Source organism: Geoalkalibacter subterraneus (assembly GCF_000827125.1).
Lineage (GTDB): Bacteria > Desulfobacterota > Desulfuromonadia > Desulfuromonadales > Geoalkalibacteraceae > Geoalkalibacter_A > Geoalkalibacter_A subterraneus.
In genome coordinates this window covers 3,197,661-3,213,499 of sequence record NZ_CP010311.1, presented here as the reverse complement: position 1 = coordinate 3,213,499, position 15,839 = coordinate 3,197,661, and the positions used below count along the sequence as shown (strand labels likewise).

The window sequence follows — 15,839 nt, the reverse complement described above, 5'->3', positions numbered from 1 at the left end:
CCGTCACTCCACACGGATTCAAAATTCCGATCCTGGTGGCTGTCAAAATGCCGACAGGTGGCGGTTTTTTTCTTGATTATGGGTTGGCATGGAATTCGCTTTTAATTCTTTCCCAGCTGACTCGCTTCCGTCGATTCTGAGGGCGGGTTGGCGATCACTGCATCATGAAAAGTGAAAAGGATTTCTTTAGCGAGAAGGTGTTCGGGGGTGGATTTTTTGAAAAAACAATTTCGAGTTCTGATCTGGCTGTTGATCTGGTTGACTATGCTGCCTGTCACGGCAGCTGCGCAAGAGGTCATGCTGAGGGGGATGCAGAAAGAGCAGAGCCGCCAGCAGGCCCGCATCTTTATGGATCTTTCCGGGCCGGTTCGACCAGAGGTTGTTGTTTCGGGGCAGCGAGTCGATGTGATGCTTGCAGGCACTGAAGTGGCCGCTGGCTTCCGCCAGTTGCCCGAAGATGAAAGTCTCATTCGCACTCTACTGATCAGCCGGCGCGAAGGTCTGATGGTGTCCTTTCTGTTTCGCCGTCCGCCAACCGATGCCCGGGTCCGGTATGATTCAGGCCAAGGGCAGGTCCAGCTGCATGTCGACTGGTCGGAACGGGGGAGGGGGCAGCGTCTTGCCATTGTCGACCAGACTACGGGCTTTTCTCAGGCTGGGGCGGACGGCGCGACGGTGACCAAATCGACCGGTTCGCCCTACAGTGAAGATTGGCGAAGGTTTTTCAAGGAATGGGAGACGCCTTTTTCCTTCGAGCTGGCGCCACGATTTTCCTTGCCGTCCATGCCCCTGGTGCAGTTGCCCGCCGGGGTGGACGACAAGGCTCTGCCGCCTGCATTAAATGAGGCGCGAGCAGAGGCGGACGCAGGGGATTGGGCGAAGGCGCGCCAGAGTGCCGCGACGCTGCTGGATAAACCTCTTGAAGGTGCGGTGCGCGAGGCTTTCCTGGTGTTTTATGCCGAGGCCCTGCTGCGCGATGGTCGCCCCAAAGCAGCCGGCGCCACCCTGCGCCGCTTCGTGGAAAACTACCCGGACAGCGCACAACGCCTGAGAGCGCGCTATCTTGCCGGCTACTGCCATGCCGTCAATGGCGACCCCTATCTGGGGCTTTACGAGGTGGAGCAGGCGTTGTCTCAGATCGAGACAGACGATTTTCTTCTCCCGCGCCTGTTGTTGTTGCGGGGAGAATTGCTTCTGGCGCAGGGTAAATATGATCAGGCCCATGAAACCCTGTCTTCGTTCAATCTGAGCGGAACGACAGATGCTCTGCGGCGCCTCGGGTATGCCTGCAGTTTGTCCGGATTGGAACGTAATAAAGAGGCTGCAGAAATTTTTGCGGAGATGGAGGAGCAGTATGGCCCTTTGCGTGACCCGAATGCACTGGAGCATTTCGCCCGGGCTCTTTACCGCGGCGGTGCTTACCTGAAAGCCGAGGAGGCCTACGCCCGACTGGCGCAGCTGATCAGCGGTCATCCGGATGAAGGGCTCGCTTATTTTGCCCAGGTGCAGGCTGCTTTGCGGCGGGACGATATCGAAGGGGCACGCCGCCTGCTTGACCGGATCCTGGTGGCTTTTCCCGAAAGTCGAGGCGGGCAGCGTGCTGCCGTGCGCCAGATTGATCTGGCGGTGCTCGACGGCGGCGAAAAAGTGCTGGCCTGGGCGGTGATGGATTACGGCCACCATGCGGAGAATCTCTCCGAGCGGGCCCTGCGGGAAGAGGCGCGCTTTAAGCAGGCCCTGGCTCTGTACCTCAATCGCGATCACAGGCGCTGCGTGACGGTGCTGGAAGATTTTGTCCGCAACCATTTCAGTGGAGATCTGCGTCCCCATGCCGAAGCGCTGCTGGGCGAGATCCTGCCCGGGGTCATTGAGGACATGATTGCCGACGAAGACTATCTGCAGGCTCTGGTGATGGTGGAGCGCCACCGGCGGATTCTGCTTGATCGTCGCATCAGCTGGGATTTTCTGGAACGGTTGGCGGGCGCCTATGGCGACATGGCTCTTTTGCAGCGCGCCTCTCGCGTCTACCTCTTCATGCTGGACAACAACCGGGTGCCGGGGCGCGAGCGGGGTTTGTATCTTCCGCTGGTGCGAATTCTCTTTCTCAGCGGCCAGCACGGTCTGGCAGTCGAATACGCCCGGCAGTACGCCCGGGAATATCCCGAAGGAGAGGATCGCGCTTCGGTTCTGCTTTTCGAAGCCCGGGCGCTGATGGAACTGAATCGCCGGGAGCAGGCCGCCGACCTCCTCTCTGCCACCGGTCGCCCCGCCTCTCCCGAACTTGATCTGTGGGCCGGTCGCCTCTGCTTTGAGGTCAACCGTTATGAGGATGCGGCCAGCGCTCTTATGCGTCTGGCCCCGGAACTCGATCTTGAAGATGATGCGGGGGATCTGCTGCTGCTGGCCGAATCGCTGCTGCGGTCCAACCGTCCCGGGGAAGCGCTGCCCTATTTCCAACAGCTTGTTGCCGTGGAGGAGACCGCCGACCAGGCCCTGTATCGAATCGGGCAGATCATGCAGCAGCAGGGACGCAAAGAGCAGGCGCTTAACCTTTTTCAGCGACTGGTCGATGAGGCCAATAGTGAGCAGTGGCAAAAGATGGCACGGGAGATGCTCGAACTGATGTCACTCTCCCTTTAAAGTCAAAATATCGACACACGGTGGGATCAAAATGCGTGTCGGTTTTTCCGGTCAAAGGAGTTTTTATATGTCGACACTGGGAATTTTCGACAAAACGGGTCAATTGCTGCAGAAGGTCATGGATCTGCGCCAGCAGAACCAGGATGTCATTGCCTCCAATATCGCCAATGCCCAGACCCCGGGATACGCACCGGCGCGTCTGCAGTTCGAGGATGCGCTGGCCGGCGCGGTGGGCCGCGATGGCCAGGGGATGGCCACCACGCACCCGCAGCATCTGCCGGTGGGCGGCGGCCTCGACCAGGTGCAGGGCAAAGTGATGCGCACCCCCGACCGCTCGGGTCTGGGTGACGGCAACAATGTCAATCTCGACCAGGAGATGATCGGACTGGCGGAAAACCAGATTCTCTTCGAGGCCGCAGCGCAGATGCTCAACAAAAAGATGGGCCTTCTCAAGTACGCGGCCCAGGACGGCCGTTAAGGAGGAGCAGGCCATGGATATCTTTACCAGCATGAAAGTCGGCGCCTCCGCCCTCAAGGCACAGCGGATGCGACTCAATACCATCAGCTCGAACCTGGCCAATGTGGAGACGACCAGCACCCCGGAAGGCGGACCCTATAAAAAGAAAAATGTGGTTTTCCGTCCGGTAGGCACGGCTTTTGAAAAACAACTGGACAGCAACCTCAAGGGGGCGGTTCAGGGGGTGCAGGTGCAGCGCATCAGCGCAGACGAGCGGGCGCCCCGCATGGTCTATGACCCCGCCCACCCCGACGCCGATCCGCAGGGGTATGTGGCCATGCCCAACATCAACGTGATGGACGAGATCGTCGATATGATGTCGGCGACCAGTGCCTACGAAGCCAACGTCACCGTGGTGCAATCGGCCAAGCGCATGGCGCTCAAGGCCCTTGAAATAGGAAAGTGATCCCATTATGCCCAACGACATCACACTGCTGACCCATCTCAGGAATCTCAACCAGCCCGCCCTTGAGCCGCAGAAAAACAGCGGCCCCGGCTTCGGCGAAATGCTCAAGGACACCATGCAGAAGGTCAATAACGCCCAGGTCGAGGCGGACCGGCAGGTGGAGCGTCTGCATACCGGCCAGGCCAAGAACCTTCACGAGGTGATGATCTCGATGGAGCAGGCCGACATCTCCCTGCGGTTGATGGTGCAGATGCGCAACAAGGTCACCGACGCCTACCAGGAAGTCATGCGCATGCAGGTGTAATGAGGACCACCGTCCGACAGTCTAGCGCGCGAAGCGATCCCACATTTTTGACATGAGGTATCTGGCCGATGGCCGAAGAAGAAAAAAAGAAACCACAACCGCCGAAAAACCTGCTTGAAGTCATTCAGCAGTGGCCGCTCAAGCGCAAGCTGAGCTTTCTCGGCGTGGGACTGCTGAGCCTGGTGCTGTTCGGGGTGCTGATCTGGTCGGCGCGCGATGCCGATTACCGCCTGCTTTACTCCAACCTCGATCCGAGTGATGCAGGGGCGGTGGTGGGGTGGCTCAAGGAGAACAATCTGCCCTACCGTATTGAGGATAACGGCAAATCCATCTACATGCCCGCCGATAAGGTGTATGAAGTCCGTCTTGAGCTGGCCGCTTCAGGGATTCCCCAGGGCGGCGGCATCGGGTTTGAGCTTTTCGACAAGCAGAGCTTCGGCATGACCGACTTTGCCCAGAAGGTTAACTATCAGCGTGCACTGCAGGGCGAGCTGGCGCGTACCATTTCCAACCTCTCCCTGGTGGAAGGGGCGCGGGTGCACCTGGCTTTGCCGGAAAAGCGCCTGTTTCGCGAACAGCAGAAAGAAGCCAGCGCTTCAGTCATTTTGAGGCTGGCAGCAGGGCGTACTCCCAGCGACAACCAGGTTCAAGGGATTGTGCACCTGGTGGCGAGCAGTATTGAAGGGATGAATCCCGAAAACGTCACCGTCATCGATTCCAGCGGCCGCACCCTGACCCAGCGACGCGACGAAGGGTTCAACGGCCCCATGACGCCGGGGATGCTCGATTATCAGCAACAGGTGGAAAGGCGCCTGGAAGAGCGCGCGCAGGCGCTGCTGGACCGTGCCCTGGGCCCCGGCGGTTCCATGGTGAAAATCACCGCCGAGCTCGATTTTTCTCAGGTGGAAAAGACCGAAGAGATTTTTGACCCCGACCGTTCCGCCGTGCGCAGTGAACAGGTGACCGAAGAACAGAGTGATTCGGCGGCTGTGGGCGGCGTCCCCGGCGTCAAAGCCAACCTCGATGGCGGCGAGATGGGGTTTGGCGGCGGCAACAACTCCAGCCGCAGTGAAGAGACCGTCAATTACGAAATCAGCAAGGTCATCAGTCGCACGGTCGGGGCCGTCGGCGGTGTCAAGAATTTGTCTGTCGCTGTACTGGTCGGTGAAAAACCGGCCCCGCCGGCTGCCGAAGGGCCTGCCACGGTTCCCCGCAATGACAACGATCTCAACTCGATCCGCAACATGGTGGCCAGCGCCCTGGGACTTGACCTGGAACGCGGCGACCAGATCGAGGTGGTTTCGATGCCCTTCGAGAACGGCATGATCGACGTCCCCGTGGAGGAGACCGGCCCCATCGATCTGCTCTGGCAGTACTGGCCGCTGATCAAATACGCCCTGCTGGCTCTGGGTGGAGCGCTGCTCTACTTCCTGCTGATACGCCCCATGGTGCGCTCGATCAAGGAAGAGGCGCAGATGGTCGAGCATTACAAGACCGTCGAAGAGCTTGAGTCGGAAATGGAGGATGAAACTCCTATGCTGCCTGGAGCCAAAGGCAAGGATCCCATGCGGGCCATGCGCCGCGAAGTGCTTAACGGAAAGGCGACCCCGGCGCAGGTGATCAAGACCTGGCTCAAGGAAAATTGATTGTAAACAGACCCTCCGGCAGGTTGATGTGATGCAGTATTCCAAATTATCCGGCGTGGAAAAGGCAGCGATTCTGCTGCTGTGCCTCGGCGAGGAAGCCACCGCCGCTATTTTCGCCGAACTCGAAGATCTCGAAGTGCGCATGATCAGCCGCGCCATGATGTCCATCGATCATGTCCCGGCCGATATCGCCCGCGAGGTGATGGAAGAGTGCCGCCGTGTGCAGGCCAAAAGCGTCGGCCTGTTTGTCAACGGCCACGATTTCGTGCGCCGCGCCATTAGTGGTTCGGGCGACGACGAAAGGGCCGAGAGCCTGCTCGATCAGGTCAACGCCGGCACCGAGGGGCGCCCGCTCGAGACGATCTCCATGATGCAGCCGCGCATGGTGGCCAGCCTGCTGGAAAGCGAGCACCCCCAGACTATCGCCCTGATCCTCTCGACCCAGAAGTCGGAGCATGCCGGACGGATCGTGTCTCAACTTCCCGAAGACCTGCAGGCCGATGTCATGTACCGCATCGCCTGTATCGACCGGGTCTCTCCGGAAGTCATCGCTCAGATCGAGGATGCGCTTCAGCGCGAGATCGGCGTGGTGGTCAGCAAAGAGCAGAAGCAGGTGGGCGGCATCGACAAGGTGGTGGAGGTGCTCGGGCGCCTGGAGAAGGGGGGCGACCGGGCCATTCTCGCCTCCATCGAGGCGACCGACCCGGAGATGGCGGAAACCATCCGCAAGAAGATGTTCACCTTCGACGACCTGGTGCAGCTCGACAATCGCTCCCTGCAGATGGTGCTGCGCGAGGTCAACAACGATACCCTCACCATGGCACTCAAAACCGCTTCCGACGACGTCAAGGACAAGATTTTCAACAACATCTCCCAGCGCGCTGCCGAGATGATCCAGGAGGATCTCGAAGCCATGGGCCCGGTGCGGGTTTCCGAGGTCGAGGCCATGCAGCAGGCCATCCTGCAGGTCGCGCTCAAGCTCGAAGAGGAGGGCCAGCTGGTCATCCCGGGCCGCGGCGGGGAGGATGCCCTTGTCTAGGGTCTTCCGTATCGATGATACCTGCCAGCTCAAGGCGCTGCGATTTGTCGACTTTGCCGAACAGGATGCCGGCGGTGAAAACGGGGGTTCCCCTTTCGTGCAGGAGAGCATGGTGGCGCGGGCCCCGGTGGTGGAAACGCCGCGCGGCGAAGACTCCGGCGGCGCAGCCGCAGCGCAGGGCATCAGCGAGGAGCAGCTGGCCGAGGCCTACCAGCGTGGACGTGAAGAGGCGCTGGCCGAGGCTGGAGCCAACCTGGTCAGTGCCGCCGACGCCCTGGGCGAAGCCCTGCGGGAGATCAGCCGCCTGCGCGAAGGGACTCTGCGGCGCAGCACCGAAGATATGGTGCGGCTGGTGATGGCTATCGCCGAGCAGGTCATCGGCGCGGAAATCGCGACCCGTCCCGAATTCGTGCTCGAAACACTGAAGCAGGCCATGCACCATGCACTCAAGACCGATGAATACCAGGTCAGGGTGCATCCCGACGATCTGGCGGTGGTCACCGACAATAAGCCGCTATTTATGGCGGCCATCAGCGGGCTGAAAAATATCCGCCTTGAAACGGACCCCGCCATTACCCGCGGCGGGTGCGTGGTGGAGAGTCAGCTCGGCCAGGTCGACGCCACCCTCGACAGTCGATTGGAAGAGATCCGCCGCAGTCTGCTGGCGCATCTCGAGGAGAGCTGATGGATGCGCTGCTCAATGCCATCCGCGAAGTGCCGTCGGTGCGGGTGCTCGGCAAGGTCACCCGTATCGTCGGGCTGGTTGTCGAAGGTTACTGCCCGGAAGCTTCAGTGGGTACCCTGTGCGAGCTCTCCCCTCTGGGAGGCGGTGAGCCGGTGCCGGCGGAAATCGTCGGATTCAGGGATTCTCAGGCGCTGCTCATGCCGCTGGGTGATCTTCGCGGCTTGGGTCCCGGCAGCCTGATCCGGGTGCGCCGTCCGAGCGCCACCCTGCCGGTGGGCGAGGAACTTCTCGGGCGCGTCATCGGTCCCATGGGCGAACCCATCGATGACGGTCCGCCCCTCTCTGCCGAGCGCGAGCTGCCCCTCTACAGTCTTCCCCCCGGGCCCATGCACCGCAAGAAGATCGAAGAACCTCTCGATCTCGGCGTGCGCGCCATCAACGCCCTGCTGACCTGCGGCAAGGGGCAGCGGATGGGAATCATGGCCGGGTCCGGTGTCGGCAAAAGCGTGCTGCTGGGCACCATGGCCAAACACGCCCGCGCCGATGTCAACGTGATCGCCCTGATCGGTGAACGCGGTCGCGAGGTGATGGAGTTCATGGAGCGCGACCTGGGACCGGAGGGACTGGCCCGCTCCGTCGTTGTGGTCGCAACGTCCGACCAGTCGCCGCTGCTGCGCATGCGCGGTGCTTTTGTCGCCACCACTGTCGCCGAGTATTTCTGCAACCGTGGCGCCAACGTGCTGATGATGATGGACTCGGTCACCCGCTTCGCCATGGCGATGCGCGAGGTGGGGCTGGCCATCGGCGAACCTCCCACCACCAAGGGATACACCCCGTCGGTATTCGCCACCCTCCCCAAACTTCTGGAACGAGCCGGCTCATTCCGCAACCAGGGCAGCATTACCGGGCTCTACACCGTGTTGGTGGAAGGCGATGATATGAACGAACCCATCGCCGACTCGGTACGCTCCATCCTCGATGGACACATTGTGCTGTCGCGCGATCTTGCCGCCAAAAACCATTACCCCGCCATTGACATTCTCACCTCGGCCAGCCGCGTCATGCGTGACATCGTCTCTGCCGAGCATACCAAGTACGCCGGCCAGATCCGCGAAATTCTCGCCACCTACAAGGAAGCCGAAGACCTCATCAATATCGGAGCCTACGCCAAGGGCAGCAACCCCAAGATCGACTACACCCTGACCCGCATCGATGCCGTCACCGATTTTCTGCGCCAGGGCATGGACGAAAAGGTCGCCCTCGAAGACGCGGTGGAAGATATGGCCGGCCTGGTCCTCGATCGCCGCAAAGAACTGCGCTGAGAGAGAACGGCGGATTTTGGAACGGTGAATGCATTGGAAAATCTTTAATTCGCCACAAAGTCGCTAAGAGCGCCAAGAAAGCCAATGATTGATCCCCTCCCAGCGGGGGAGGGCTAGGGTGGGGGCTGTAGGGGCAGCAGCTCCGGAGTGCTTTGAGACAGGCTTCCCCCCCCTCCCAACCTCCCCCCGCTGGGGGGAGGAGCATAGCGAGATTGCTCCCCCGCTGTCGGCGGAGCAAAGAGTACGCTGATTTTTCGACTTTCTTAGAGATCTTAGAGCCTTCGTGGCTATCTGCTTTCAGATGAGGTGCAGGATGAAAAACCAGTTCAAGCTTCAGCCCGTTCTCAACTACCGTCAGACCCTGGAAGATCAGGCGAAACAGGATCTCGGGCGCTGCCTGCAGAAAGAGGCCGAGTTGATGGAGGAAATCCAGGTGAAGGAACAGGATCTCGGCGCCTTGTATCGCGACCTTGAAGCGCGGCAACAGCAGGGGGTGAGTACCGACGAACTGCTGCTCTATCACCACCGCATCAGTTCCAAGATCGAGCAGCTGGCTCACCTGGCAGATCGTATGGACCGGCTGCGGGACCAGATCGTGCGCAAGCGCGAAACCCTGGCTGACGCCGCAAGGGACAAAAAGCTGCTCGAAAAACTCAAAGAGAAAAAGAATCTGCAGTTTCAACAGGAACTCAAGCGTCGCGAAACGGCGGTGCTGGACGAGATTGCGGTTCAGTTTCACCGGAGATTCTGATGACCAAGCGAATTCTGTTTCTGCTGTTTTTGTGCCTGTTTGTTGGTTCCGCCGACCGTATCGGGCAGGCTGACGAGAACTCTACGGCTGTCAGTGCTGCGACGGTGGAAGAACGCCGGATTCTTGCCGAGTTGCGCGAGGCGCGGCAGCTTCTTCAGGAGCGTGAGCAAAAAGTTGCCCAACGTGAAATGGAGCTAAAGACTCTGCGCGAGGAGGTCGATAAGAAACTCGCTGACCTGGAGCAGCGACGCGCCGAACTGGCGCAGATGCTGACCGAAAAAGACGAAACTGAGGTCCGTAAAGCCAAAGAGCTGAGCAAAATGTACGAAAAGATGGACCCCTTCAAAGCTGCTGAAGTCATCGCCTCCCTGGAAAAGGATCTTGCGGTGGCCATTCTCGAAGGGATGCGAGGCAAGTCCGCCGGCAAGATCCTGCAAGAGATGGAGCGTGAAACGGCGGCAGATCTGACAGTTTCTTATTCCTCACTGGCGGAATAGCTGGTGGGGCGTGAGGGGTAAATCCCTCGAAAATAAAGCGAAAGGAGGTGAAAAAGAGATGAACATGCTTGGAATCGACTTTGCGCAAATGTTTGCGCCCCGCAGTGCGGGGCAGGGATCTGTGATCGGTGACGGCTCGGGCGCAGAAGGTTTTCTCGCCGCACTGCAGCAACTGGGCTGGAATGAACCCCCTTCCGGAGAAGCCGCTGAAGATCTGTTGGCGGCACTCTTCGACGCTCTGGGGCTGGACCAACCGCAAAAGCAGCAGCAGTTTCTGCAGTGGCTGCAGGGTGAAGAGGGCGCGGCGCAGCTCGAAAACGCTTGGAGTGACAGGCGTTTTGACACGGATGAACTGATCGCGCTGCTGGAAAACTTCGCTGTAGCGGCGGAGGTGAAGGCGGAAAATGCCCCGATTTCGCAGAAAGCCGGCGAATTCCTGGCTGGAGAGCGGCAAGGTCAGGCTCAGCAGGGACAGCTACAGCCTCAACAGGTACAGCCTCAGCAGGTACAGCCTCAGCAGGTACAGCCTCAGCAGGTACAACCTCAGCAGGCACAGTCTCAACAGGCTTTCAGGGAATCTCAACAGGGACAGGGCCAGGATCTTGACGTGGAGGTGCAGAAACGTTCCGTTGAAACGGAACCTGCTGTTGCGCGGCGGGAAATGCCGGCCCGCACAGAACTCGAAGCTTTGCTGACCCAGGCTTTACGGCGTGGGCGCGGCCAGGCCGATGAGAGCGTTTTGGCATCGGTGCGCACCACCCAGCAGGTACTGGATGACTCCCAGGCGGCTTCATTACGCTCAGTAAGTACAGGACGCAGTTCGGCAAACCTGGAAAGCCGCTTCAGTGAATTGTTCGGTTTTCAGCCTCGGGCAGAAGGCCAGAACCAGGGGGATCAGCCCCGGGTGCAGATGGTTGCATCTCAACCTTCCGCCATGCCGACGGCCGCATTGGGCGGCGGCAGTATGGGCGATGCCGGTCAACGGGATTTTGAAGGTTTTTTCCCGCGGGAATCCGCGCTGCCTTCAGCAACCTCTGCCGGCAATGAATCGAGCGTGCAATTCACCCTCGACAGTACGCGGTCCACCACCATGAGCAGTCCGACGCCTGCCGCGCCGGGAATGTTTCAGACACCTTCGGGGCTGCTGATGCAGGAAAACCAACTGCTCGATCAGGTGGCCCGCAGTATCAACCTGCAGGCCAACGGAGACCGCAGCCAGATGACACTGCGCCTTCACCCTGAAGAGCTTGGTGAACTCAGGCTGGAGCTGGTGATGGAAAAGGGCGGCATCAAAGCCCATATCCACGCCCAGACGGCCCAGGTGCAGGAAGTTCTGGAACGTCACATGCCGCGCCTGCGCGAAGCCTTTGCGCAGCAGGGGCTGCAGCTCGACGATGTGGAGGTCAGTCTCGACTCCCGCCAGTCGGGGGGGCGCGACACCCTGTTTGGCCAGGGATCGCAGGAGCAACAGCACGGGCGTCGTTTCAGTCAGGGCCCCGTGGTTTCTGAAGCGGTGGTTGAACACGAACGGCAGGCGGCTCTCTCCGCCAGGAGCGCAGGCCAGGGTATCAGTGTCCACATTTAAGCAAGGGAGGTGACATCTTCATGTCCGCCATAACCGATACAACCAACGCAGCAGCCGCTGCTTCCGGCTCTTTTGCCCAGGCCATGGGCGCCGGCACCATGGGTAAGGAGGATTTCCTTCTTCTGCTCGTGACCCAGCTGCAGAATCAGGATCCGATGAACCCTGAGGATCCCACCGAGTTCACCGCGCAGTTGGCCCAATTCAGTTCGCTGGAGCAGCTTTTTGAAGTCAACAAAAACCTGGGAGAAGTCGTGACCAGCTCCGGAGAAATGGAGCGACTCTCCGCGCTCTCCCTGATCGGCAAGGAAGTCGTCGCCGACAACGGAAAATTCCGCTTCAGCGGTGATCCGATGAAATTGGGATATCGGCTTGAAAGTGAAGCGTCCGATGTCAGCCTGCATGTGATCGACGGCAACGGCGTCAACAAGGCGTCAATCCCGGTGCAGAAAACTGCCGCAGGAGAGCATTTCATCGACTGGGACGGTATCGGTCTTGACGACAAGCTTCTGCCTGAAGGGGATTATCAGCTGGTGGTCAAGGCTCTCAACGCTCAGGATGAAACCCTGTCGTCCGAGGCGCTGGTGAAAAGCACCATTCGCGGCGTGGACATGCGCGGAGACGGCCACTGGCTGGTATCCGACGCGGGCGAATTTCAGCTCGGCCACATCGCCAGCGTCAGGGAGATGTGACGATGACGGATAAATTCGGGATCTATAATCCCCCGGTCGCTCCGCCGGTGCGGCAGACCCCGCCGCCGGGGGCGCAGGGCGCAAAGCGGCCATCCGGGCCGTCCTTTGACGAGGTTTTCCAGGGGCAGCTCAAGGGCAAGGGTGAACTGCAGTTCTCCCGCCACGCCCAAGCCCGCATGGAAAGCCGCGGCATCAGCTTCAGCGACGCCGACATGGTGCGGCTGCAGACCGCCGTCGACACGGTGCAGAGCAAAGGCGGCCGCGATTCACTGGTCATGCTCGACGACAACGCCCTGGTGGTCAGCGTCAAGAACAACACCGTCGTCACCGTCGTCGACCAGGACAGCCTGCGCGGCAATGTCTTCACCAACATCGACAGCGCAGTGATCGCATAATAGCAGGCTGAAGGCATAAGGCTGAAGGCATAAGCCCAAAGCCCAAAGCCCAAAGCCGATAATAACCAACCGAACCGGTCCTCACCGAGGAGGTTCGCGGGCCGCCGACCGACAGAGGCGGCCCCTCACCACGGAGGATAAAGCACATGGGTATCAACAGCGCACTCTACACCGGCGTATCCGGCCTCAACACCAACGGCAACGCCATGAGCGTACTCGGCAACAATATCGCCAACACCAATACCGTCGGCTTCAAGTCGAGCCGTACGGTTTTTTCCGACCTGTTGTCGGCCAGTATTTCCGGCTCCGGCGGCTCCTCACAGGTTGGTCGCGGTGTTCAGCTTTCCATCGTCGATAATATCTTCAGTCAAGGAACTTTTGAGAATACTGAATCGAATACCGACCTGGCTATCGAGGGGGATGGTTTTTTCATTGTAAAGCCAGATGATTCACAGGAAACCTTTTATACCCGTGCGGGGGCCTTCCGTTTCAATGAAAACGGTTACCTTGTCAATCCGGAAGGGTTGCGCGTACAGGGTAAGGCATTCCAGGATGATGGCACCCTGTCCGCGGGGGATCCCACCGATATTCAGGTAGATATTGGCACTCTGATCCCGGCGCGGCAGACCGCCAATATAAACATGACCACAAATCTTGACTCCAATGCTGAAGGCATTGTGGGGGGATTTGATGTGACCGACCCCGTTGGAAGCTCAAATTATGCTAATTCCACACGGGTTTATGACTCGTTAGGGAATACTCATCTCGTCACGACCTATTTTACCAAGTCTGATGCTAACCCTAATGAGTGGGATTGGAATACGGTAGTCGATGGGGGCGAACTTGTTGGCGGGACTCCAGGGGCTCTTGAGCTAGTAGGTAGCGGGACTCTGCAGTTTGACATCAATGGGAAGCTGCTTGCGGGAGCAACAGGCGCGACTATCCCCGGTGCCCTGGAATGGGACAATGGTGCAGATATTCAGAATATCGACCTCTCTTTTAATACGACCCAATATAGCAGTGATTCTATCGTCATCTCCCAGGGCCAGGACGGTTATGGGGCCGGTTCGCTGGTCAAAATTGCTATTGGTGGCGATGGCGTGGTGACCGCCAACTATTCCAACGGTGAGCGGATGAAAGTCAGCCAGATCGCCCTGGCCAAGTTTCCTAACCCCGGTGGATTGGCTAAGGCGGGCAGCAACCTTTATGAGGCGACTGACGCTTCGGGCGATATTCGCACTGGCGTACCGGGTTCTGAGCTGGGCAAGATCTTCACCAATGCCCTGGAGCAGTCCAACGTCGACCTGGCGCAGGAGTTCGTCAAGATGATCACCACCCAGCGCGGCTTCCAGGCCAACTCGAAGATTATTACCACGACCGACGAGCTGCTGGCCGAACTGATAAACCTCAAGCGTTAAGCAGGAGTCAAGGAGTTGACATAGAGGGCCGTTCCCGAAGGGACGGCCCTTTTTTTGACACCTGCGGGCGGTGATGGGGCGGCATGGTTGCCCCTGGGTCCATTCGGTTGTGGAAATATTTTCCCGTAGGGGCGACCCGGTGGGTCGCCCGGGCGAGGCAGCGCCTCGCCCCTACTGGTGGTGGTTATTCTGGCCTGGGTCTGGGCGCATGCAATGCGCCCCTACGGGGGACGGCGATTGTAGGGGCGGACTGCGTCCGCCCTCTGTTTTTGATCTCTTTAAAAAATAATCATTCATGGCACAGCATTTGCTCAATCAATGACTGCCGGGCGCCTGAGATGCCCGGCGCTGCGTGAAAACGACCAACTCGAGGTTTTCCCACATGGACCTTTCTACCATTGTCGGCATTATCGCTGCGTTTGGACTGATGATCATGGCGATCATGTCCGGCAGCGGCATCACGATTTTCATCGATTTTGCTGCCCTTATTGTCGTAAGCGGTGGAACCCTCGGCGCAACGCTGGTGCACTATCCCTTCAAGGAGGTCTCCCGGGCGTTCGGGGTCTTGAAAAAGGCTTTTTTCCACAAAGAGGAGAAGCCCTCCGACACCATCGACGCCTTGATCCGTTACTCCAACAAGGCGCGCAAGGAGGGGATTCTCTCCCTGCAGTCGGTGATTTCTGAGATCAAGGATCCCTTTTTCATCAAAGGGGTGCAGATGGCGGTTGACGGACAAGAGCCGGAGGCCATGAAGGAGATGCTCGACCGGGAGATCGAATACATCATGGAGCGCCACGAGGAGGGAGCGGACATTTTTGTGGCCATGGGCACTTACGCTCCAGCCATGGGGATGATCGGGACTCTGATCGGTCTTGTGCAGATGCTGCAGACCATGAATGATCCCTCCACCATCGGCCCCGCGATGGCTATGGCTTTGCTGACGACCTTCTATGGCGCGGTGATGGCCAACGTCTTCTTTCTGCCGGTTTCCGGAAAGCTCAGAAATCGCAGCCAGTCAGAGATTCTCAAGAAAACTCTGATCTCCGAAGGGATGAAGTCGATTCTCGCCGGGGAAAATCCACGCATCATGGAGCAGAAGCTGCACGCCTTTGTCGCACCCAAGTATCGGGCCAGTTTCTTCAACAAGAAAAAGGGGTAGACCGTGTCTGAAGAGAACAACGGCGGACCGAAAAAAAAGAAGAAAAAAGCCGCGGCGGGCGCTCCTTTGTGGATGGTGACCTACAGCGACATGGTCACCCTTCTGCTGACATTTTTTGTTCTGCTGTTGTCCATGGCTCAGCTCGACAAGATGAAGTTCAAGGAAGTGATGGGTTCCCTCAAGGGGGCGTTCGGGGTGTTGAGCAGCCAGACGGAAACCTCGGTGGACCAGCCGCGGGTGGTGGAATTTCTTCCCATTATGGACGATTACACCTCACGCGTGTACAAGCGGCTTATTGTGCAGTTGCAGCGTCTCAAGCTCGATCGCGACATCACCCTGGTCAAAGATCGCGGCGCGGTGGTGCTGCGGGTCAATGACGCGGTGCTGTTCGCCCCCGGCAGCACCACGGTGCGAACCGAAGCCTATCCCGTGCTGCGCAAGGTGGCGGCCATGGTCGAACCGCTGCCTTTTAATCTGCGCATCGAAGGACACACCGACGATACTCCCGTTCGCAGCGAGGGGATGTCCAACTGGGATCTCTCCGTGATGCGCGCCGTAAGTGTCCTGAAATTTTTCATACAGGAAGAACTGGTGGATATCGAGCGCCTTTCGGCGGTGGGGTACGGCGCGCAGCGCCCCCTTGGCCCCAACGACACGGACGAAGGCCGCAGTCTTAATCGCAGGGTGGAATTTGTACTGGAAAGCACCAGCTCGACCCGCGAGGAACTCCCCTATCTAATCGATGCGCGGGAACAGCTCCCCTTTTAGAAAGATTCTGGAGATTAA

At 59.1% G+C, this 15,839-nt stretch carries 16 protein-coding genes; all 16 read left to right on the top strand.

Going from position 1 to position 15,839, the window contains the following annotated elements:
• Positions 1–216: 216 nt before the first annotated feature.
• Entirely contained in the window at positions 217–2,640 is a 2,424-nt protein-coding gene (locus tag GSUB_RS15040; RefSeq protein WP_144402043.1) for a tetratricopeptide repeat protein, read from the top strand.
• Positions 2,641–2,707: 67 nt separating this feature from the next.
• Positions 2,708–3,118 carry a flagellar basal body rod protein FlgB gene (flgB, locus tag GSUB_RS15035; protein WP_040201534.1) on the top strand — a complete coding sequence of 137 codons (411 nt, stop codon included), beginning with the start codon at positions 2,708–2,710 and terminating at the stop codon, positions 3,116–3,118.
• 13 nt (positions 3,119–3,131) lie between these two features.
• Positions 3,132–3,563 carry a flagellar basal body rod protein FlgC gene (gene flgC, locus GSUB_RS15030; protein WP_040201532.1) on the top strand — a complete coding sequence of 144 codons (432 nt, stop codon included), beginning with the start codon at positions 3,132–3,134 and terminating at the stop codon, positions 3,561–3,563.
• A 7-nt stretch (positions 3,564–3,570) separates the two neighbouring features.
• Positions 3,571–3,867, top strand: a complete 297-nt coding sequence (gene fliE, locus GSUB_RS15025; RefSeq protein ID WP_040201531.1) for a flagellar hook-basal body complex protein FliE — start codon at positions 3,571–3,573, stop codon at positions 3,865–3,867.
• 68 nt (positions 3,868–3,935) lie between these two features.
• Positions 3,936–5,513 carry a flagellar basal-body MS-ring/collar protein FliF gene (gene fliF / locus GSUB_RS15020; RefSeq protein ID WP_040201530.1) on the top strand — a complete coding sequence of 526 codons (1,578 nt, stop codon included), beginning with the start codon at positions 3,936–3,938 and terminating at the stop codon, positions 5,511–5,513.
• Between the two features lie 31 nt (positions 5,514–5,544).
• Positions 5,545–6,552, top strand: a complete 1,008-nt coding sequence (fliG, locus tag GSUB_RS15015) for a flagellar motor switch protein FliG (protein WP_040201529.1) — start codon at positions 5,545–5,547, stop codon at positions 6,550–6,552.
• Positions 6,545–7,237: a FliH/SctL family protein gene (locus tag GSUB_RS15010; protein WP_158414099.1), complete on the top strand. Its 693-nt coding sequence runs from the start codon at positions 6,545–6,547 to the stop codon at positions 7,235–7,237. Before fliG ends, GSUB_RS15010 begins: the two co-directional genes overlap by 8 nt.
• A complete protein-coding gene (locus tag GSUB_RS15005; protein ID WP_040201526.1) occupies positions 7,237–8,559 on the top strand; it encodes a FliI/YscN family ATPase in 1,323 nt (440 codons plus the stop codon). The genes GSUB_RS15010 and GSUB_RS15005 overlap by 1 nt, the downstream gene beginning before the upstream one ends.
• A gap of 313 nt (positions 8,560–8,872) precedes the next feature.
• Positions 8,873–9,310, top strand: a complete 438-nt coding sequence (gene fliJ / locus GSUB_RS18245; RefSeq protein WP_052464984.1) for a flagellar export protein FliJ — start codon at positions 8,873–8,875, stop codon at positions 9,308–9,310.
• Positions 9,310–9,807 (top strand): MotE family protein, encoded by a 498-nt coding sequence (locus GSUB_RS14995; protein WP_052464983.1) that lies wholly within the window; start codon positions 9,310–9,312, stop codon positions 9,805–9,807. Before fliJ ends, GSUB_RS14995 begins: the two co-directional genes overlap by 1 nt.
• Positions 9,808–9,865: 58 nt before the next feature.
• The gene (locus GSUB_RS14990; RefSeq protein WP_040201524.1) at positions 9,866–11,392 is read left to right on the top strand and encodes a flagellar hook-length control protein FliK; all 1,527 of its coding nucleotides are present in this window, start codon (positions 9,866–9,868) and stop codon (positions 11,390–11,392) included.
• Positions 11,393–11,412: 20 nt separating this feature from the next.
• The gene (locus GSUB_RS14985) at positions 11,413–12,081 is read left to right on the top strand and encodes a flagellar hook assembly protein FlgD (protein ID WP_040201523.1); all 669 of its coding nucleotides are present in this window, start codon (positions 11,413–11,415) and stop codon (positions 12,079–12,081) included.
• Positions 12,082–12,083: 2 nt separating this feature from the next.
• Positions 12,084–12,476, top strand: coding sequence for a TIGR02530 family flagellar biosynthesis protein (locus GSUB_RS14980; RefSeq protein WP_040201522.1), 393 nt, complete (start codon positions 12,084–12,086; stop codon positions 12,474–12,476).
• Between the two features lie 146 nt (positions 12,477–12,622).
• A complete protein-coding gene (flgF, locus tag GSUB_RS14975) occupies positions 12,623–13,894 on the top strand; it encodes a flagellar basal-body rod protein FlgF (RefSeq protein WP_040201521.1) in 1,272 nt (423 codons plus the stop codon).
• A gap of 382 nt (positions 13,895–14,276) precedes the next feature.
• Complete coding sequence (locus GSUB_RS14970; protein ID WP_040201520.1) at positions 14,277–15,053, top strand: motility protein A; 777 nt, start codon at positions 14,277–14,279, stop codon at positions 15,051–15,053.
• Positions 15,054–15,056: 3 nt separating this feature from the next.
• Positions 15,057–15,821 (top strand): OmpA/MotB family protein, encoded by a 765-nt coding sequence (locus GSUB_RS14965; protein ID WP_040201519.1) that lies wholly within the window; start codon positions 15,057–15,059, stop codon positions 15,819–15,821.
• Positions 15,822–15,839 lie beyond the last annotated feature (18 nt).